The sequence below is a fragment of the Marinomonas maritima genome, from assembly GCF_024435075.2.
In the GTDB taxonomy this organism is placed as follows: domain Bacteria; phylum Pseudomonadota; class Gammaproteobacteria; order Pseudomonadales; family Marinomonadaceae; genus Marinomonas; species Marinomonas maritima.
In genome coordinates, this window is sequence record NZ_JAMZEG020000001.1 from 20,341 (window position 1) to 38,911 (window position 18,571).

General features: G+C 45.6%; 18 protein-coding genes. 6 read left to right on the forward strand and 12 right to left on the reverse strand.

Annotated features, from left to right (window positions below; translation table 11 throughout):
• The first annotated feature begins 34 nt into the window (after nucleotides 1-34).
• Entirely contained in the window at nucleotides 35-1,273 is a 1,239-nt protein-coding gene (locus tag M3I01_RS00120) for an MFS transporter (protein WP_255893491.1), read from the forward strand.
• Nucleotides 1,274-1,386: 113 nt separating this feature from the next.
• Nucleotides 1,387-1,905: a glycine cleavage system protein R gene (locus M3I01_RS00125; RefSeq protein ID WP_255893492.1), complete on the forward strand. Its 519-nt coding sequence runs from the start codon at nucleotides 1,387-1,389 to the stop codon at nucleotides 1,903-1,905.
• A gap of 28 nt (nucleotides 1,906-1,933) precedes the next feature.
• On the opposite strand, the gene M3I01_RS00130 is transcribed toward M3I01_RS00125, so the two are convergent.
• The gene (locus tag M3I01_RS00130; protein WP_255893493.1) at nucleotides 1,934-2,839 is read right to left on the reverse strand and encodes a LysR family transcriptional regulator; all 906 of its coding nucleotides are present in this window, start codon (nucleotides 2,837-2,839) and stop codon (nucleotides 1,934-1,936) included.
• Between the two features lie 98 nt (nucleotides 2,840-2,937).
• On the opposite strand from M3I01_RS00130, the gene M3I01_RS00135 reads away from it, so the two are divergent.
• A complete protein-coding gene (locus tag M3I01_RS00135; RefSeq protein WP_255893494.1) occupies nucleotides 2,938-3,879 on the forward strand; it encodes a DMT family transporter in 942 nt (313 codons plus the stop codon).
• A gap of 12 nt (nucleotides 3,880-3,891) precedes the next feature.
• On the opposite strand, the gene M3I01_RS00140 is transcribed toward M3I01_RS00135, so the two are convergent.
• The 3 genes from M3I01_RS00140 to M3I01_RS00150 all read right to left on the reverse strand — a co-directional run bounded on the left by M3I01_RS00140 (nucleotide 3,892) and on the right by M3I01_RS00150 (nucleotide 7,766).
• Nucleotides 3,892-5,457 (reverse strand): cryptochrome/photolyase family protein, encoded by a 1,566-nt coding sequence (locus M3I01_RS00140; protein ID WP_255893495.1) that lies wholly within the window; start codon nucleotides 5,455-5,457, stop codon nucleotides 3,892-3,894.
• Complete coding sequence (locus M3I01_RS00145; protein ID WP_255893496.1) at nucleotides 5,454-6,800, reverse strand: DASH family cryptochrome; 1,347 nt, start codon at nucleotides 6,798-6,800, stop codon at nucleotides 5,454-5,456. The genes M3I01_RS00140 and M3I01_RS00145 overlap by 4 nt, the downstream gene beginning before the upstream one ends.
• Before the next feature lie 69 nt (nucleotides 6,801-6,869).
• Nucleotides 6,870-7,766, reverse strand: a complete 897-nt coding sequence (locus tag M3I01_RS00150; RefSeq protein ID WP_255893497.1) for a LysR family transcriptional regulator — start codon at nucleotides 7,764-7,766, stop codon at nucleotides 6,870-6,872.
• Between the two features lie 104 nt (nucleotides 7,767-7,870).
• On the opposite strand from M3I01_RS00150, the gene M3I01_RS00155 reads away from it, so the two are divergent.
• From M3I01_RS00155 to M3I01_RS00165, 3 genes are all read left to right on the forward strand, one after another.
• The gene (locus tag M3I01_RS00155) at nucleotides 7,871-9,061 is read left to right on the forward strand and encodes an FAD-dependent monooxygenase (protein ID WP_275564850.1); all 1,191 of its coding nucleotides are present in this window, start codon (nucleotides 7,871-7,873) and stop codon (nucleotides 9,059-9,061) included.
• Nucleotides 9,062-9,148: 87 nt separating this feature from the next.
• Nucleotides 9,149-9,574 (forward strand): VOC family protein, encoded by a 426-nt coding sequence (locus M3I01_RS00160; protein WP_255893500.1) that lies wholly within the window; start codon nucleotides 9,149-9,151, stop codon nucleotides 9,572-9,574.
• Nucleotides 9,575-9,687: 113 nt separating this feature from the next.
• Nucleotides 9,688-10,029, forward strand: coding sequence for a zinc ribbon domain-containing protein YjdM (locus M3I01_RS00165; protein ID WP_112135616.1), 342 nt, complete (start codon nucleotides 9,688-9,690; stop codon nucleotides 10,027-10,029).
• Between the two features lie 219 nt (nucleotides 10,030-10,248).
• Here the strand turns inward: M3I01_RS00165 and M3I01_RS00170 are convergent, their stop codons facing one another.
• The 8 genes from M3I01_RS00170 to M3I01_RS00205 all read right to left on the reverse strand — a co-directional run bounded on the left by M3I01_RS00170 (nucleotide 10,249) and on the right by M3I01_RS00205 (nucleotide 18,415).
• A complete protein-coding gene (locus tag M3I01_RS00170) occupies nucleotides 10,249-11,379 on the reverse strand; it encodes an ankyrin repeat domain-containing protein (protein WP_255893501.1) in 1,131 nt (376 codons plus the stop codon).
• A gap of 329 nt (nucleotides 11,380-11,708) precedes the next feature.
• Entirely contained in the window at nucleotides 11,709-13,256 is a 1,548-nt protein-coding gene (gene ahpF / locus M3I01_RS00175; protein ID WP_255893502.1) for an alkyl hydroperoxide reductase subunit F, read from the reverse strand.
• A gap of 126 nt (nucleotides 13,257-13,382) precedes the next feature.
• Nucleotides 13,383-13,940 (reverse strand): alkyl hydroperoxide reductase subunit C, encoded by a 558-nt coding sequence (ahpC, locus tag M3I01_RS00180; RefSeq protein WP_255893503.1) that lies wholly within the window; start codon nucleotides 13,938-13,940, stop codon nucleotides 13,383-13,385.
• Between the two features lie 224 nt (nucleotides 13,941-14,164).
• Nucleotides 14,165-15,088 carry a 5-oxoprolinase subunit C family protein gene (locus M3I01_RS00185; protein WP_255893504.1) on the reverse strand — a complete coding sequence of 308 codons (924 nt, stop codon included), beginning with the start codon at nucleotides 15,086-15,088 and terminating at the stop codon, nucleotides 14,165-14,167.
• On the reverse strand, nucleotides 15,078-15,782 hold the full coding sequence (gene pxpB / locus M3I01_RS00190) for a 5-oxoprolinase subunit PxpB (RefSeq protein ID WP_255893505.1): 705 nt from the start codon (nucleotides 15,780-15,782) through the stop codon (nucleotides 15,078-15,080). Before pxpB ends, M3I01_RS00185 begins: the two co-directional genes overlap by 11 nt.
• A gap of 3 nt (nucleotides 15,783-15,785) precedes the next feature.
• On the reverse strand, nucleotides 15,786-16,553 hold the full coding sequence (locus M3I01_RS00195) for a 5-oxoprolinase subunit PxpA (protein WP_255893506.1): 768 nt from the start codon (nucleotides 16,551-16,553) through the stop codon (nucleotides 15,786-15,788).
• 36 nt (nucleotides 16,554-16,589) lie between these two features.
• Complete coding sequence (locus M3I01_RS00200; protein ID WP_255893507.1) at nucleotides 16,590-17,897, reverse strand: TRAP transporter large permease; 1,308 nt, start codon at nucleotides 17,895-17,897, stop codon at nucleotides 16,590-16,592.
• A complete protein-coding gene (locus M3I01_RS00205; RefSeq protein ID WP_255893508.1) occupies nucleotides 17,897-18,415 on the reverse strand; it encodes a TRAP transporter small permease in 519 nt (172 codons plus the stop codon). The genes M3I01_RS00200 and M3I01_RS00205 overlap by 1 nt, the downstream gene beginning before the upstream one ends.
• Between the last annotated feature and the right edge of the window lie 156 nt (nucleotides 18,416-18,571).

Consider the following 18,571-nt stretch of genomic DNA (forward strand, 5'->3'; position numbering starts at 1 on the left):
AGTATATTTCGCTGAATAATCGAAGGAGTTTAAGTTGAGTCGACCATTTCGATCTTTATCAAATCCGAACTATCGGCTTTGGTTTGGTGGTGCATTTATTTCTAATATTGGCGCTTGGCTACAGCGTACCGCGCAAGATTGGATCGTGATTGCCGAGTTGTCTGATCAAAATGCATCGGCGGTTGGTTTTGTGGTCTTTTTGCAATTTGCCCCCCAAATTCTTCTTCTGCCTATCACTGGCTGGGCGGCGGATCGCATGGAACGTCGTAAACTGCTTTTTATTACTCAATCCTTGATGGCCATGTTGGCCTTGATATTGGGCCTTCTGGTACTAAGTGGTCATGTGGTGTATTGGCAAGTATGTGTTTGCGCCTTCGCTTTAGGGTGTGTTGCTGCATTTGATGCTCCGGCTCGCCATGCTTTTGTTTCCGATATTGTGAGTGAAAAAGAACTGTCGAATGCGGTCGGCTTAAATTCTGTGGCGTTTAATAGTGCTCGGTTAGTTGGGCCTGCAATCGCAGGGATATTGATTGCCTTGATCGGAACCGGCTGGGTATTCATGATCAATGTGCTGTCTTTTATTCCATTATTGTTTGCTTTGCATTTGTTTAAAAAGCGGTTGTCTGTCGCGTCACCCGACAGCAGTAAGGCAGCGCCGGACGTTGCAAAATTCTTAGATGGTTTTCGTTATATTTGGCAGCATAAAGAAATGGCAGTGATTCTCGTTATGTCATTTCTAATTTGCAGTTTAGGGATGAACTTCTCGGTGTATTTGTCTGCTATGACAGTGCACGTATTCCAAGGTCATGCAGATCAATATGGTTTCTTGATTTCCATGATGGCCATTGGTTCTATTTCGGGTGCGATGGTCACCGCAAGCCGACGGTCTTCCCCTTCTTTTCGTTCGATGATCTATGTCGCCGCACTGTTTTCAGTAAGCTGCTTTTTCGTGTCTATTAGCGCATCATTTTGGTCGTTTGCTGTTTTATTGATTTTACTTGGATTGAGTTTGCAGCTGTTCACAACCTCCACCGTATCTTACATGCAAGTGGCCACAGAAAAGCGCTATCGTGGACGAGTGATGGCAGTAGTCTTGGCCACAGCAATGGGCAGTACTGCATTAGGCGCGCCATTAGTGGGTTGGGTAGCGGATACTCTTGGGGCGCGATGGTCAATTGGCATGGGTGGCGTGTCTGGTCTTATTGCGACGGCGTTGGGTTTTTGGTTTCTTCATACGCAGGCAAAAGCTGAGCGAAAAGAGAGCGTCTCTTAGCTTGGTTCTCTAGATGAATTGCAGTAGTCTAGATTTGATACAACGCTGATTTTATTGTCGCATGAAGCGGTTAATTCTTTTACAACATTCTAAAAATATTGATGGAGAATCCTATGTCGCAACATCTTGTCTTGAGCTTTATTGGAGAAGACCGCCCAGGTCTTGTCGAACGCCTATCCGATACCATTGCCCGCCATCATGGAAATTGGCTAGAAAGTCGTATGGCGCATTTGGCGGATAAATTCGCCGGTATTCTAACCGTTTCGGTTCCATTAGATCAGCAAGATGCCTTGATCAATGCGCTACGAAATTTCGAAAAACTGGGTTTACATGTCACGGTAGAAGTGGCGAACCAGAGTGTTTCGGAAGGGTCAACATTGTCTTTGTCTGTGGTTGGAAATGACCGATCAGGCATTGTTAAAGAAGTGTCTCAAGTACTGCACTCTCTTATGGTTAACGTGAAAGAGCTCACCACTTCATGTGAACCTGCGCCGATGAGCTCTGACATGCTGTTCAAAACTGAGATGGTCTTATCGGTGCCAAAAAACCTGCCATTGCCTGAGTTGGAAGCCGCGTTAGAAAACATCAGCAGTGATTTGATTGTCGAATTGTCCGTTAATCAATTTGCGTAGGCGCTTAAAATCAGTATGCCCTTTTGAGTTATTGATACAGTGGATTGTCGTTAAACCGCTTGATCATGAAATCGATTAACAAGCGTAATCGAAAGGGCATGTTGTCACGATCTCGATAGAGCATTTGGCAACCTCGCGGTTGGTTACTCCACTCAGGTAAAACTTGTCTAAGCTCTCCCGAATCGATCAATGGCTGCGCATGATAATCAGGCATAAACCCAATACCTAAGCCATCTTGTATAGCGCGTGTTAGCAAACTTATGTCGTCTACTTTTAGGCGAATATTATTACTTGGTTTATGGTTTTGCATTTCTCCAGAGGTAGTGTGTTGCAGCTTCCACGTGGACATAGGCGCACATAATACAGTGGGAAACCCTTCCAAATCGCAGGGTGTTTTTAGATTAGATATGTCTAAATTGACGGAGCCACAAATCACAAAGCGAATGTTCGTTAAATGCCTACCGATCCAATGATCGGCATTATGGTCACCGATGCGAAACGCGATATCGATGGCTTCTTCTTCAATATCGATTTTTTGATTTGAAAGACGCAAATCCAAATGGATATCGGGGTATTCGTCCAAGAAGGCATTAAAGTGCTGAGCTAAAACATGTACGCCAAAATTCACCGGAGCAGAAATTCTAATCGTGCCTTTTGCTTGGGTTGTGTCCTGAAAAAGACAGACTGCCACATCGTTTAATTCTTCAAACAGGGGCAAACTTCTTTCGTAATATCGTTGCCCTGAATGAGTGAGCTGTATTCTGTGGGCGTCACGGTTTAGCAATCGTATTGCCAAGTTTTCTTCTAATTTAGCGACTCGCCGACTCAATGTTGAAAGAGGAATTTCCAACGCAACCGAAGCTTGTTTAAAACTGCCATGTTGAGCAACCGCGCAAAAGCAACGCATATCATCAAGTGAATAGTTAAATTTCATATTTGGGATTTACCATCTCGGTTTTGTCTATTTATTCCGTATTTAAAATCTATACACTGCGCCTTATAGTTTCAAGTTTTCTTTTAGTGGAGAAGGATATGAACCGTTCGGTGAACATGAATGCCGTATTACTATTATTGCTATGCACGTTTTTCTGGGGAGCGTGTTTCCCCGTTGGTAAACATGCGTTGGGAGAAGTGCACGCGCTGACTTTGGTTATTTGGCGCTTTGGTATCGCTGCTCTTTGCCTGTTTATTTATGCCAAATGGAAAAACATACCAATGCCTAGCTTAACGGCAAAGCAATGGGCGTGGGCTGTTGGTGTTTCTATTATTGGTGTCGGCGGTTTAAACCTTGGTTTGTTTACCGGCTTGGCGCAAACGGATGCCAGCAATGGTGCCTTGATTATGGCGCTCAGCCCATTGGCCACGTCTTTGATTGGTTCTTTGTTGCAACGCAAACTGCCAACTCGCGGTGCGGTTTTTAGTTTGGTCGTATGTTTATCTGGTGTGTTGTTGGTGTTAACTAATGGAGAGCTAAAACGCTTGCTGGGTTTTGAGTTTAATCATGGTGATCAGATGATCTTTCTGGGCATGTTGTGCTGGAGCCTTTATACCTATTTAACGCAAGGTGTGAGCCGCTGGATGCCGATGATTCCTTATACCTTGGTCGGCATGCTATCAGGTTTGGGTGTTATCTCTTTGGTCACGGCATTTAGTTCAGAGGTTCATCCTCTGCAAGAAAGCTTGTCTATTAGTGGCAGCGTGTTAGGAGATTTATTGTTCATCGGTGTGTTTGGCACCGTTGGTGGTTATTTGTTGTGGATTTCAGGCGTGAAGCAGCTTGGTGCGGCGAATGCTTCGCTGTTCTTTAATTTTGTACCTGTCTTTGCAGCATTGACGGCATTTGCTTACGGTCAAACCGTGACAAGTTTGCAGCTGTTAGGCATGGCGATTGTGATTGCTGGCCTGTTACTACCAAGAATCGTTAAATGGCAGCAACAACTACTTAATCGCCAAGAAGCTAGGTCGGTTGATTAAACTCTTATTGGTTCAGAGCGTTTCTATGTTGTCCAAACACCATTCTGCTCTTTGTAAAACGGCGTGCTTTTGTGCGTCGTCTTGTTTGTCCCAGTTTCCATAAATCATACCAATACGCGGGTTCTCTGCGAGGCGTTCGCGATGTTTGACCATGAAGTGCCAGTAAAGACTGTTCAGAGGACAAGCTTGCTCACTGGTTTTTTCTTTCACCTTATAATGGCACGAGCTGCAATAGTCGCTCATTTTATGAATATAGCTTCCACTGGCTGTGTAGGGTTTGGAGGCGATCCAACCGCCATCGGAAAATTGACTCATACCGCGTGTATTGGGTAACTCCACCCATTCCAACGCATCAATATAAATCCCCAAATACCATTCATCGACTTGCTCTGGCTGAATCTCGGTTAATAAACAAAAGTTACCTGTCACCATAAGTCGCTGAATATGATGCGCGTAGGCGTAATCGAGAGATTGTCCAATGGCGTTGGAAAGACAATGCATCTTGGTGTCACCGTTCCAAAAAAACGCGGGTAAATCTCGCCCTGCTTGTAACGCATTTTGTTCTTTATAATCGGGCATGTTGATCCAATACATGCCGCGAACGTATTCGCGCCACCCCAGTATTTGACGAACAAAGCCTTCTATCTGAGCGATGTCGATGTCGTCGTTTTCGTGATAAGCGGTGATGGCGGATTTTATGACGTGCTTCGGGTTGATTAGTTTACTGTTCAATGCAAAAGACAGACGCGAATGGTACAGGCTCCAACTGTGTGGTGTTTGGCTTGTCATTGAATCTTGAAAGCGTCCAAAGTTCGGCAATAAATGCTCGCAAAAATGCGCCAATAAATTTAGCGCATCTTGGCGTGTTACGGGCCAAAGTAAGTCAGGCTCTGCACGACCCATAGACGCAATATCGTGACGCTCAATACGTTCGAGTAAATGACGCACATCGTGTTGAAAGCACAAAGGCGCGGGAATGACGTTTAGGTCTGTCGCTTTTAATTTATTCCGGTTGGCGCTGTCGTAGTTCCATTGACCTCCTTCTGGCTGGCCATCGTTGTCCATCAATATATTGAAACGCTGGCGCATTTTTCGATAAAAATTTTCCATGCGTACGCTGTGCTTGGGTTTAAAGTGTTGCGGAATATCATCAAACGACAATAAAAAATGTTCGCTGTCGACCATGCGGACGCTGTGCTCTGTCGCATCGGATTCAAGTGAACGATACTGTTGTAAAACACGATATTCATCCGGCCGTTGCAATTCAATATTTACCACTTTGTGTTTGGCGGCCAGCGTAAGAATGACCGTTTCTAAGCTTTGGTTTTTTGTCTCGTCTAGCGTGAGGTAACACACTGGGTGGTTTGCGTTTTTAAGCGCGGTAGCAAAATGCTCCATGGCGAGAAAAAAAGCACACAGCTTTTGAATATGATGTTTTACGTACGTTGCTTCGGGATGCAATTCGGCGATCAAATATAAAATCCCCTGATCGTGTTCACGAAACCAAGAATGCGCCGCGTTTAGTTGATCGCCAAGAATCACACGTAGCGTATGGTAGTGGTGATGGCTGTTTTTCATGGTTGCTCTTTATGGCTGTGATAAGCTGGAGAAATTGGCCAATCTGCCGCATCGACCGAGTCCAGTTGTTTATCGAATTCATGGCCTCGCCATTTTTGAACAAAATGCTGATTCGGATCATACTGCTCGGTTTGTTTTTCTAGGTTGAAGTGACGCCCGCCTCTAGGGTCTGCACCAACGCCTGCAATGTATTGCCAGTTTCCCCAGTTTGAACCTACGTCATAATCAATCAACTGTTCTTCAAAATAGGCGGCGCCATAGCGCCAGTCGATGCCTAATTCGTAGATCAAACAACTTGCGACAATCTGACGCCCCCGATTACTCATAAAACCGGTTTGGTTTAACTGTTTCATGCAGGCGTTTACGATCGGATAGGGCGTATTGCCTTGGCACCATTTACGAAAGCGTTCAGCGTAGAAGGTGGTTTGTGTCTGCTTGTTAGACAAACCACCGGGTAAGAAAAGCTTTTTCCCATAACAGGTTGCATACCAGTGAAAATACTCACGCCACAACAGTTCAAAAGAAATCCAGTAGGTTGATTCATTAGCACCGTGGTCGCGTTCGTAAACGTCTAAACAGGCTTTAATTTGCTTGGCTGATAGGCTGCCTTGCGCGAGCCAAGGAGACAGCTTTGTCGAGTTTTCCCAACCATCTAAGGCATTGCGTACGTCTTTGTAATAGCTGGGTAAATCGGTTGCAAAATAATCGTTGAGTTGTTGTTGTGCGGCTTCTTCACCGCCTACAAAAGTATGGAATCCCTGAATAGGCTCTATTTGCCAAGAACGAATAAGGGGTAAATTTAGATTAGGGGCAGGTGGCAGCTCACGGACAATGGGCATTGGTGATGCAATATCAACGTTCTCGACCAAACGTCGAAAGGTCGAAAAAGACGTGGGCAACTCTGTTACCTGAAAAGGTAACTGCCATGGTTCAAATAACGTTAAGCCATGGTCGATGTGAAAATGCACATCCGGAAAGTCATGAGCAACTTGTCTTAATGTTTGTTGCTCATCCCAACCGCCATGATGATTGCGATAAATATGGGAAATCGGCAACGCATTTAAAAGTAATGTAATACTGGTGGCCGCGTTATGTTGACTGACAAACAAAGTTTGCTCTAGGCTTTCCAAATGCATGGCTAAATCATCAAGCCCTTCTAATAGAAAGTCACGACGAATTGTCGATATACCCTGAGTGGCGTAACGACTGGGGCGTTTTGTGTGTGGCTCGTTACAGTACAAACACACCAACTGGTCGACCTCTTGTGCTGCTCTCCACAGCATTTTTTGGTCTGTACTGCGCAGATCGTTACCAAACCAAATGAGCCCCAATTTCATTGCCATACCTCTTCATTACTATTGCTTCAATTAATACTGATACGCATTGAAAAGGATATTGGTTTAGATCGTTTACTAACGTGTTTGTATTTTCTCGAAATGCAAATGATCGAGCAGGGCTTTAACTTTTCTAGCCGAGTGTTTGAGTCGTCCCGAATACGCGTACAGCACAAGGTCTTCTGGTGTTTTATCAAAGGTTAAAGCGACGAGCTTACCTTGCTGAATATCCGCGAGGCAGGTTTGTTGAGGAAGAATGGCAAAGCCAAGTCCAGACAATGCGGCTTCTTTTGCCATGTGTGCGCTGTTTACTCGGTACTGTGATGTGACCTGAATTGTGCTGGTTTGTTTGCCATTTTTAAACACCCAAGGCGAGCCATTCAGTGCGCTTAAACTGGTGATACAAGGTAAATTGACCAGATTTTCTAACGATAAGTTACCTTCATAACGCGTCACTAATTCTGGTGTCGCGACAACGACACTGGGCCAACGCATTAGCTCGGTGGCGACCCAGTCCGAATCATCAAGACCACCACGCCCGAATTGCAGCACCAAATCGAAGCCGTCGAGCAGCCCTTTTGTAGGCACCAAACCGGTGTCGCAACTTAAAGTAAGATCGGGATAACGAGAACAAAAAGAAGCCAATTGTTTTGCTAAAATAGGCAAGTCCGGCATAAGAATTCGAAGGCGGCCGGATACTTCTTGGCTCTGCTGAGCAATGTCTTCTAAGCCTTTATCCAATGTGGCCAACAGCGGTAGGATTTGATCGTATAACGTTTGTCCTGCTTCCGTTGGCGACATACGCCGAGTGGTTCGTTCTAATAAACGTACGTTGAGCACTTTTTCTAGTAAAGCAACATGTCGACTGACATTGGACGACGGCAAACCGAGCGTTTCGGCCGCCTGTTTAAAACTACGACTCTCAAATACCGATTGAAAACTGAGCAGCCAAGGAAGTTCTATTTTTTCAATCATGATTCGCTCAATTAATGGGTTAATAAAATCAATAGTCCCATATTTATCACATGATGCGATTGATGAATACTGAGTCCTCTTCTAATCAATGAGATGACTTGAGTATGAATATGACGGCAAAAAAACGAATCGCGATTATCGGTGCGGGTGTTGCGGGCATGGCGTTCGCTATACTCGCCGCAAGGCAAGGCCATTTTGTTCACGTGTTTGAGCGCCGGCCACAGACAGGCAGTGAATTGGGGGCGGGTGTGACCTTATGGCCAAATGCCAGCTTCGTGCTGAAGCAAATGGGCTTGTTAGATGAGATTGCCAAAGTATCAGGCAAGCCAAAAAGCATGGTGCGGTACGATCAGCACTCTAGTGATCCGCTCAATCAAGCGTTCAGCGAAAAAAGTCGGCTGGCGATCCACGATATTAATCGGCAGGCTCAGAACGAAACCTACAGTATTTTACGTCGGGATTTGATGGCAATCCTGTTTGATGCCTTGCAAAAAACGCAGGCACATATTCATTTTTCTCATCCTGTTCAGGCGGAAGCGTTGGCTCAATTGAAAACCGAATACGACCTTGTGATCGGCGCTGACGGACGTATGAACTCCGCTGCTCGTCAGAACATTACTAGCGCACTGAGCGCAGAATCAAGTGTTGATAACGAAGCGGTTTATCAGGGATTTATCAATGTTATTGGTATTAGCCAATCTCCTTTTACGCTTGTCGACAAAACCGTTATTCAGGATTATTGGGGCGACGGTGAGCGCTTTGGAATTGTGCCCATAGACGATCAAACCTGTTATTGGGCCGCGGGCTGGGTGTCTTTGCCGAAAAGAAAAAGTCACCCATTTTTTACTCAAAAAGACCTGATGCACCGATTTCAGCATTGGCCTAAACCTGTGATCGACGTGTTACAACACGCACAAGGTGCGTCAATTAACACCATTTATGTTCACGACGTAAACCCTATTACTTCTTGGCACAACGACAATGTGTTACTAATCGGTGACGCCGCCCACGCGGCATTACCCACATCAGGACAAGGCGCATGCCAAGCGTTGGAAGACGCATGGACGTTAGCTCAGTTATTACCAGAACACGATGATATTGATGTTGTGCTCCAGCAGTTTCAAGCTAAACGTATTGATAAAACCACAGCCATACAGCGCACTGGCCGTCATATTGCGCAGACTATTTTCCATACCAAACCGTCAGATAGAGCCGTTGATGGTTCTATTTCTCAAACGCCAAGTCATGCCATTGCGAATTTTTGGATGTCGGGACTGATTCCTTCTAACGTATGACGTCATTGTTTTTCGATAGAAGCGTGTTTAAAGCGCCTCTGTTCCTCCATAATTGGGCAGTGCCTATTATAAGAAATGGAAAATACCATGAAGCAAAATATTGTTCATATCGCATTGGTTGTGAAAGATTACGACGACGCCATTGATTTTTACGTCAATAAGCTAAAATTTGACTTAGTTGAAGACACGTATCAGCCAGAACAGGACAAACGCTGGGTCGTGGTTGCACCGCCAAATTCCACCGGCGCTTCGATCTTATTAGCACGCGCCTCTAAACCTGAACAACACAATTTCATTGGTAATCAAGCGGGTGGACGAGTCTTTCTGTTTCTCAATACGGATGATTTTTGGCGAGACTATGAACGCATGATTGGCGTCGGTATCCACTTTGTACGTGAGCCAACAGAACAGGATTACGGCTGGGTTGCTGTGTTTGAAGACTTATATGGCAACCTGTGGGATTTGTTACAGCTTAATCCAGATCACCCAATGGCGATCAGAATCGACGCGTAACAAGGTTTAGAAACGTGGGCATAAAGTATTTTTTATCGCGGATCAAAAACCACAGTGAAAATAAGGGTATAATGCGCGAAATTTTCCCATTTACGCCAAAGGTAGTGATAACTATGAGTCTTCCTAATTGCCCACAATGTAACTCCACTTATGTGTATGAAGATCAAACCATGTTGATTTGCCCAGAGTGCGCACACGAGTGGAACCCCAACGAAGTCGTTGTTGACGAAGATGCTTTGATTATCAAAGACATGAGCGGCAAACTATTACAAGAAGGCGATAAAGTGACCTTGGCGAAAGACCTAAAAGTAAAAGGCTCTTCTCAAGTGTTAAAAATCGGCACCAAAGCGACCATTAAACGTCTCGTTGATGGCGACCATGATATTGACTGTAAAGTCGACGGCGCGGGCGACATGATGCTGAAATCTCAGTTCGTTAAAAAAGCCTCTGCTTAACGCGGACAAATAGCTTATTGCTACCCATAAAACAGAGTGCTTGCGAGGTGACAATCATGGCGCAAACACTCTGTTTTTTTATTTTAAAAAGAAATAGTTGAACGGTAGTTTTGCAATGTATAAAGCAAAAAAACCGCCTTCCAGTCATGCCGGAAGACGGTTCAAGTTCTGTTCATGTTGGTCCGAAAAAGGGGGTTCTACCAACCGTTTTTTCTATCTCTAATAGAGACCGCCAGCGCCAATGGCACCCATTACATCCAGTACCGAGCCACCGAAGGAGCCGCCATTGTCTTGGTTTTTCTGTGCCTGCTGCTGCGCTGCTCTTTGTTGATTAATGGCAACTTGCTTTTCTCGTAGGGCTTTAATTTTAGCAAATTTTCCTGCATAACCGTCAGCGGTATAACCATCTGCATTTTTGAGTGCGGGATCTGCACCCAGATCAATCAAAGTTGCGGCTAATATTTTTCGGTCAAAAAACTCGGCGTCATGCAAAGGGGTCATACTTCTTTTTTCGTATAAATATGAACCAGAAGCGTCAAGGCCAATAATGACAGGGGTATCATGAGTTACATTGACGTCAGCGCCATATTTAACGAGTATTTTCGCTCTCTCAGAAGACTGTATTTCATCAAGGTAGTTTCCTAGCTTGGTAAGAAACATGCATTTTCCGTAAAGACAAGAAAATTGCGTGTTGGCGTCCATGCCATTTTTAAGCAAGGTCACGAGTAAATCATTAGTATTTGATGAGAGTACCGAATTGTACATAGGCACGCCATATTTGGGCAGAGTATTAGGTTCGCCACCTAGATCAATGATCTTTTGTACGGCTACTGCTGTATTTTCACCATTGCGAAAAGTTGGTGCTGGATTTTTAAGGAGAAAGAAGTGGCCGCTTGGGTAATATGAAAGAGAGGCAACTAAGTAGTGTAAGCAATTGGTGTAGTTCGGTTTCTCATCAGGGTAACGTTCTAGTAAAAACGCCATAGTCTCGAAGTCAGCAACACCACAAGCAAGTTCTGCAGGGGGAATATTTACCTCTGTTCTTTGCCATTGACCAGTCAAGGCATTAAATCGTACCGAGACTTTATGGGCCGCATCGATACTAGATAAATACTTCACAGCGTCTAAATTTCTATTATAAATAGCGGCTTCCATCGCATTGGAATACTCAACAAAATCAGGCTCAACATTTTTGGTGGTAGTAATATAAGGATTGTCTTTATTGTTTTCTAGTACTGTTATGTCTTGGTTTTCTATTCCATGGATGAGGATGTCAGCTTCTTTTGAGGCTTGACTGGCGCAGCCTGATAACACTATCAGTAATACACTGATGCTAAATAAGCGAATCATAACGAATACCTTTGTAAGCTATATGGACTAAATGTGAACAAGTTTTTCATCAGTATAGGTTTCGATACTTACTTCTTCTACCCTCATTTGAGGGTGTTCCATCCGATATTATTTTTTCTTATCTGCTGCTTATAAAGATAGCGCGGTGTTTCTACTGGTCTAGAATATAAAAAACCGCCATCTCGCTAAGCCAGAGGGCGGTTTATATGACTCTAATTGTTTGCTTAGTTGCGAACCAATTACGCCCTACAGCGACTTTTCGCGCTTGCTCGTGGAGCAAGGGGCGTTGGTCGGTTCGGGTGTTGCTGAAGGCGGGTTATCCCTGCTATTTAATTACGAATCAAGTAATCAAACGCGCCAAGGGCGGCCGTTGCGCCAGATCCCATGGAGATGATGATTTGTTTGTACGGTGCGGTGGTGACATCACCGGCGGCAAACACACCTGGAATCGATGTTTGTCCGTGAGCGTTGATGACGATTTCGCCTCGATTCGTCAGTTCCAACGTGTCTTTTAAGAACTCGCTGTTTGGCACCAAGCCGATTTGCACGAAGATACCTGCCACATCCACAAGGTGGGATTCGTCAGTGGTACGGTCTGTGTATTTCAGGCCGATAACCCGTTGACCATCGCCGATCACTTCGGTCGTCATGGCATTTTTGATGATGGTGACGTTCGGTAAAGAATTGGCTTTTTTAATCAATACCGCATCGGCGCGCAAGGTATCAGCGAATTCAAAAACGGTCACATGTTCTACGATACCGGCAAGGTCTATCGCGGCTTCAATACCGGAATTACCACCACCGATAACGGCAGTTTTCTTGCCTTTGAACAATGGACCATCGCAGTGTGGGCAGTAAGCGACACCTTTGCCTCGGTATTCTTGTTCGCCGGGTACGTTCATTTCTCTCCAGCGTGCGCCAGTGGCTAAGATAACCGTTTTGCTTTTCAGTATGGCACCATTTTCGAGTTCGATTTCAACAAACTCTTTCTTTTCAAGACGAACCGCTTTTTGCGTTTTCATCAGCTCGACGTCGTAATCTAAAACGTGTTGTTCAAGACCTGCGACTAATTTTGGACCGTCGGTGGCTTTTACGGAAACGAAGTTTTCAATTGCCATGGTGTCAGCCACTTGACCACCAAAACGTTCTGCTACGACACCCGTACGGATGCCTTTACGCGCCGCATAAATAGCTGCCGCTGCGCCAGCGGGACCACCTCCTACAACGAGTACGTCGTATGGGGCTTTTTCAGATAAGGCAGATGCCTGTTTTTTGGCCGCGCCTGTGTCTACTTTGTTGAGAATTTCATCTAGGGTCATCCGACCTTGGCCGAATAATTCGCCGTTTAAATAAACAGATGGCACCGCCATGATTTCGCGTTTTTCGACTTCGTCTTGGAACAAGGCGCCATCGATCATGGTGGCGGTGATTTTGGGATTAAGCACCGCCATTAAGTTGACGGCTTGCACAACGTCTGGACAGTTGTGGCAAGAGAGGGAAATGTACACCTCAAAGTTTAATTCTGTGTCCAAGCCTTTGATTTGCTCAAGCGTTGCTGGAGCGGCTTTGGATGGGTGACCACCTGCTTGCAATAATGCCAATACCAAAGAGGTAAATTCGTGGCCCATTGGAATGCCAGCAAAGCGAACACGAGGCACTTGCCCTAGTGGACCAATCGCCATTTGTGGTGCTCGACCCGCTGCATTTTCGTTGACAGATAAGGTGATTTTGTCGCTTTTCATCTCGGTGATTTCACGAGCTAAGCTAAGTAATTCTTCTGCTTTTGCAGAACCGTTAGTGGACACAGTGATCTCAATCGGATTAACGATATTTTGTAGGTATGTGCCCAACTGTTGTTTGATGTTTGCTTCTAACATGATGTAAAACCCGCTTTCTGATTGAGTAATGTACTGTGTTTAAAGGTTGTGCTGTGCGAGGTGATGGATTGGCTCCTCCTATTAAGAAGGAGCCGAGACTCTTTTTGAGTCTAGCCAACAGTCTGTTTAGATTTTGCCGACTAGGTCTAAAGAAGGGGCAAGCGTTGCTTCGCCTTCTTTCCATTTCGCTGGGCAAACTTCACCTGGATGAGCCGCTACATATTGTGCTGCTTTCACTTTACGCATTAGGTCTTCTGCATCACGACCAATACCTTCCGCGGTGATTTCCATTGCTTGGATAATGCCTTCTGGATCGACCAAGAAGGTGGCACGGTCAGCTAGGCCTTGCCCTTCACGCATTACACCAAAGTTGTTGGTGATCTTGCCTGATTGATCGCCTACCATGAAGTAGTTGATTTTGCCGATCGTTTCAGAGCTGTCATGCCACGCTTTATGAGTGAAATGCGTGTCAGTCGAAACAGAGAAGACTTCAACGCCACGTTTCTGAAGCTCTTCGTAATGGTCTGCAACATCACCCAGTTCAGTCGGGCAAACAAAAGTGAAATCAGCTGGGTAGAAGAAAAAGATAGACCATTTGCCTAATACGTCTTTTTCAGAAATCTCTACGAATTCGCCAGATTTAAAAGCAGAGGCGTTGAATGGTTTGATTTGAGTATTGATCATTGTGTATCTCCTGATGTGTGTTTGAGTGCGTTAGCAACAGGAGTCATATTAGGGTGTTTTTATTTATTGATAAAATTGTTATTTACTAGCGTTTCGATTGTTAAAAACTATATGTGTCTTTTAGAGCCGATATGCTTCTTCAATGCAAAAAGCCCCAACAGCGATTGAAGTGCTGTTGGGGCTTATGGTTTTTGATCGTAAATATAAAAAGTTTATCTAAGCGGCTAACGCCACTGAGCGAGGCGAGCCATTTGCAAATGACGCTCTTGTTCGGCTTGATCCACCGTAATTGGCGTGAATTGAATAATATCCCCTGGCTTTTGTTGCGCCAGAATGCCACCGCCGACACGTGTCACGCAGCCCATTTTTGGGTAACCTCCAATGGTTTGTCTGTCGCGTAGTAATACAATCGGCTGGCCGTCTTTCGGGATTTGAATGGCGCCATAAGCAATGCCTTCCGAAATAATGCCTTTAAGCTCCGTGTGAACGGCTTTGCCTTCCAGCCGATAACCCATTCGATCCGAATTTGATGACACCGTGTAGTCGTTGGAAAAGAAGTTGGCGCGTTCTAAAGACGAGAAGGATTGATATTGATAACCCAAAATCACTGGAATTTCTTTATTGCCATAGTTTGGAATGGCCAAACGAGGGACGGCGCGTTGTTGGTGATCATGGCTCGTATGATAGCTAAGTAAATCGCCTTTTTTCAGCTTGTCGCCTTTACTTGTTAAGCCGCCAATTTTTTCACGCATGACGGTCGCTACGCTGCCTAATGTGGGTTCACAAAGAAAACCGCTTTTTACCGCGAGATAGGCGCGTAACCCCCAAACGGGTTGGTGAAACGCCAGAATATCGCCTTTTTTGATGGCGTAGGTTTGCCAAGGTGGAACACTCTTATCGTTCAATGTTGCGCCAAGATCTGCACCCGTGATGGCGATGCTGGTATCGGCTTGCGCTTCTAAGGTGAACATACCGAAGGTGATTTCAATCTGCGCGCTATTGGGGTCGTTATCGAGTAGTGCATTGCCCCAGCGAAACGCCACTTCGTCCATCGGGCCGCCCGTGGTTAAGCCAATAGACTGATGACCATGACGGCCTAAATCTTGAACTAAGGCCAATAAACCGGGTTTGATTACGTTAAAAGCCATCGAGCTGACCTCCTTGTACTAAGAACTCATCTCGAGAAATTGGCTCGAATCGTACAGAATCACCCATCGCAATTAGGGCAAGGTTTTTACTGCCCCAATCAATCAAGTTAATGGGGGTACGACCAATAATTTGCCAACCGCCCGGTGTCACGCTGGGGTAAACCGCTGTTTGATTTTCCGCAATCGCAACACTGCCAATAGGCACCTTTAAACGTGGTGTGGTTTTTCTTGGCACATGCAGTTCATCGGGGGTATTGCCCAAAAAGGCGAATCCCGGCGTGAAGCCAATTGCGTAGGCGCGATAAACCGTGTCACTGTGGCGCTTAATGATCTCTTCTACGCTGAGCTGACAATGCTTTGCTACGTCTTCCATATCTGGGCCAACTTCTTGACCGTAATACACTGGAATCACGACTTCACGGCTGTCGATTAGGGAAACGTTGTTTGGATCAATGGCTTCTATGGTCTGGCGAATGGCTTTAAAAATGGCAAAACGATCGTAATGATCATCATCAAAAACCACCAGCAAAGTCGTGTAAGACGGCACCAAATCCACAATGCCAGCAAGGTTTTTTAGGTTCTGTGTCACTTGGGCAATGTAGTTTGAGGTCGCCTCGCTAATCACTTGGCTAAAGGTCAGTAAGCAAGCTTGATTACTGACCATGTCAATGTTCGGAAAATCTGCATGGCTCATGGTTTATTTCGCGCTTGTCTTTCTTGGAGGATTAAGTTTAAGCCGATCAACCAGTGTGCGAATGCGCGTGACAGCATCCAAAGCATGAGCGCCGTCGCCGTGTACGCAGATGGTATCCGCATGAATGGCAAGCTGTTTACCCGATACCGTGGTGAGTGTGCCCGTTTCGCATAGCTGCTCGACTTGTCTTTCAATCAGGTCAAAGCTGGCATGAACCGCGTTGGGTTCTTTGCGTGGCATGAGTCGACCTTCGTCTGTATACAAACGATCAGAGAAGGCTTCAAACCAAATGGTAAGGCCGTATATCTTCGCCATTTTTTTAATCTCAGGCGCTTCTGGAACGGCCATTACCATCAAGGTTAACGTGGCATCTAGCTCGCTTACCGCCTGCATTACCGTTTCCAATACCGTGAAATCCGCCATCATGGTGTTGTATAAAGCACCATGAGGTTTCACGTAATCCACTTGGGTGTTTTGGCTTTCACAAAGGCCTTTTAACGCGCCAATTTGGTATTGAATGATGGCCTTCAACTCAGCCGGTGCGATGTCCATATTACGGCGGCCAAAGCCGACCAAATCTGGATACGCTGGGTGCGCGCCAATAGTGACATTGTGTTGTTTGGCTAAGGCAATGGTTTTCGCCATGGTTAATGGGTCTGACGCGTGAAAGCCGCAGGCAACGTTGGCTTGATCCACAAAGGGCATAATTTGATCGTCTAAGCCCATTGTCCAAGCACCAAATGCTTCGCCCATATCGCAATTTAAGTTCATGTTTGATTCCTCATGCCTGTTTAATATTGAGACTGTTTAGTTTTGCGACATGGTGGTCGGTAAATACGTCACAATTTCAGGAAAGATACTGATCAAAAGAATCGCGACGCCAATGAGCAAGAAGAACGGCAACGCGGCTTTTGCGACATAGAGAATGTTTTTCCCTGTCAGGGCTTGAATCACAAATAGATTGAAGCCCACGGGCGGCGTTATTTGCGACATTTCTACCACCAACACGATGAAGATACCAAACCACAATAGATCGATATTCGCCGCTTGTACCATCGGCAATATCACGGCAACGGTAAGTACCACCACAGAAATACCATCCAAGAAACAGCCCAATATCACAAATAAAACCGTCAGATATAAAATCAGTTCCATCGGTGAAAGCGACATGCCCGCAATCCACACCGCCAAGGCTTTAGGAATGCCTAAGAAGCCCATAGCGAGCGTTAGAAAGTGCGCCCCAACCAAGATAAAACCGATCATGCAGGAGCTTTTTACCGCGCCTAATAAACTTTCCATAAAGCTATGACGGCTCAGCGAGCCAGTACAAGCGGCAAGGATCAACGCGCCGGTTACGCCAATTGCGGCGGCTTCGGTCGGTGTGGTAATCCCTCCGTAAATAGAGCCCAAGACAAAACCAATCAATCCAACCACGGGCAAGAGTTTACGCAAGCCTTTGATACGTGCAGACCAGCTAGTTTCATGTCCTGTTGTTTTGGGCAATTCGTCTTTGTGTAGATGACCCCAAATCATGGTGAAGCCCATAAACAGTGTCACTAAAAGTAAGCCCGGTAGCGCACCAGCGATAAACAAGCGAGCGATAGACACTTCAGCGGCAACGCCATACACAATCAAGATGATTGACGGCGGTATGAGTAATCCTAACGTTCCCGATCCAGCCAACGTGCCGATGGCCATACGATCACTGTAACCTTGCTTACGAAGTTCGGGCAAGGTCATGCGTCCAATCGTCGCGGCAGTGGCCGCAGAGGAGCCAGACACCGCTGCAAAAATACCGCAGCTAAGAATATTCACGTGCAACAATTTACCCGGTACATTCCCCAACCAAGGTGACAAACCTTTGAATAAATCTTCTGACAGACGGGTCCTAAAAAGCACTTCCCCCATCCAAATGAATAACGGTAACGCTGTCAGCGACCACGCCGTACTGGCGCCCCAACTAGACGTCGCAAAGAGCAAATCGACTTGATAATTTTCAGAAAGAATTAAGCCTAAACCGCCAATCGCGATAAGGGTAAACGAGACCCAAACCCCAAGAGATAAAAGAGCGAGCATGGCAAATGCCAGCAGGATAGAAATCCACATCATATCCATTAGATTTCCTCCAAAGACAGCGCGTCTTCTTGTTCACTGTAAGTCGGTTTTTTGCCACGAAGTACCATGACGAGTGCATCTAAAATAGCGAGAGTGAGAGCGATCACCCCAATAGCAACGGGCATTTGTGGTATCCACAGTGGAACAGGGACGTAGCCGTAAGAGACTTCGTCATAAATATAAGATTCGTACACCATATAAGAACAAGCGTAAGACAAGTAACACAGCAATCCGAGAGACAATAGGAGGATAATACCTTCCTGTATTTTACGAGGCACAGGTGAGAAGCGTTGTATCAGCAGAGTGACACGAATATGCCCACCTTCACGGAAGGTATAAGCCAGCCCTAAAAAGGTAGAGGATGCCAGAGCATAGCCTGCAAAATCCTCTGCAGACGGCACAATGAAACCGAATAAGCGGCCAACGATTTGTGCTAACAATAACAAGGTGATGATGACGATACACAAACCGGACAACAGGCCAGAGCATTGGTAAAGTTTTTCTTTTATTTGGCTCATAGTGTTCACTTTTTGAAGAGAATTGAGGCAGGTTTATGGAACCCCTCCCAACCTCCCCCTTGTCAGGGGGAGGAGCTTAGTGCTTTGCCTCCACCTTTCATATTTCAAAGGGTCAGGCTTTAGTACTTGCCCCCTTCCCTTATGTCTTGGAAGGAG

Excerpts from the sequence above, each read along its gene's own strand:
- M3I01_RS00125 (WP_255893492.1), top strand. The coding sequence starts at position 1,387 with ATGTCGCAACATCTTGTCTTGAGCTTTATTGGAGAAGACCGCCCAGGT.
- M3I01_RS00130 (WP_255893493.1), bottom strand. The coding sequence starts at position 2,839 with ATGAAATTTAACTATTCACTTGATGATATGCGTTGCTTTTGCGCGGTT.
- M3I01_RS00135 (WP_255893494.1), top strand. The coding sequence starts at position 2,938 with ATGAACCGTTCGGTGAACATGAATGCCGTATTACTATTATTGCTATGC.
- M3I01_RS00140 (WP_255893495.1), bottom strand. The coding sequence starts at position 5,457 with ATGAAAAACAGCCATCACCACTACCATACGCTACGTGTGATTCTTGGC.
- M3I01_RS00145 (WP_255893496.1), bottom strand. The coding sequence starts at position 6,800 with ATGGCAATGAAATTGGGGCTCATTTGGTTTGGTAACGATCTGCGCAGT.
- M3I01_RS00150 (WP_255893497.1), bottom strand. The coding sequence starts at position 7,766 with ATGATTGAAAAAATAGAACTTCCTTGGCTGCTCAGTTTTCAATCGGTA.
- M3I01_RS00155 (WP_275564850.1), top strand. The coding sequence starts at position 7,871 with ATGAATATGACGGCAAAAAAACGAATCGCGATTATCGGTGCGGGTGTT.
- M3I01_RS00160 (WP_255893500.1), top strand. The coding sequence starts at position 9,149 with ATGAAGCAAAATATTGTTCATATCGCATTGGTTGTGAAAGATTACGAC.
- M3I01_RS00165 (WP_112135616.1), top strand. The coding sequence starts at position 9,688 with ATGAGTCTTCCTAATTGCCCACAATGTAACTCCACTTATGTGTATGAA.
- M3I01_RS00170 (WP_255893501.1), bottom strand. The coding sequence starts at position 11,379 with ATGATTCGCTTATTTAGCATCAGTGTATTACTGATAGTGTTATCAGGC.
- ahpF (WP_255893502.1), bottom strand. The coding sequence starts at position 13,256 with ATGTTAGAAGCAAACATCAAACAACAGTTGGGCACATACCTACAAAAT.
- ahpC (WP_255893503.1), bottom strand. The coding sequence starts at position 13,940 with ATGATCAATACTCAAATCAAACCATTCAACGCCTCTGCTTTTAAATCT.
- M3I01_RS00185 (WP_255893504.1), bottom strand. The coding sequence starts at position 15,088 with ATGGCTTTTAACGTAATCAAACCCGGTTTATTGGCCTTAGTTCAAGAT.
- pxpB (WP_255893505.1), bottom strand. The coding sequence starts at position 15,782 with ATGAGCCATGCAGATTTTCCGAACATTGACATGGTCAGTAATCAAGCT.
- M3I01_RS00195 (WP_255893506.1), bottom strand. The coding sequence starts at position 16,553 with ATGAACTTAAATTGCGATATGGGCGAAGCATTTGGTGCTTGGACAATG.
- M3I01_RS00200 (WP_255893507.1), bottom strand. The coding sequence starts at position 17,897 with ATGGATATGATGTGGATTTCTATCCTGCTGGCATTTGCCATGCTCGCT.
- M3I01_RS00205 (WP_255893508.1), bottom strand. The coding sequence starts at position 18,415 with ATGAGCCAAATAAAAGAAAAACTTTACCAATGCTCTGGCCTGTTGTCC.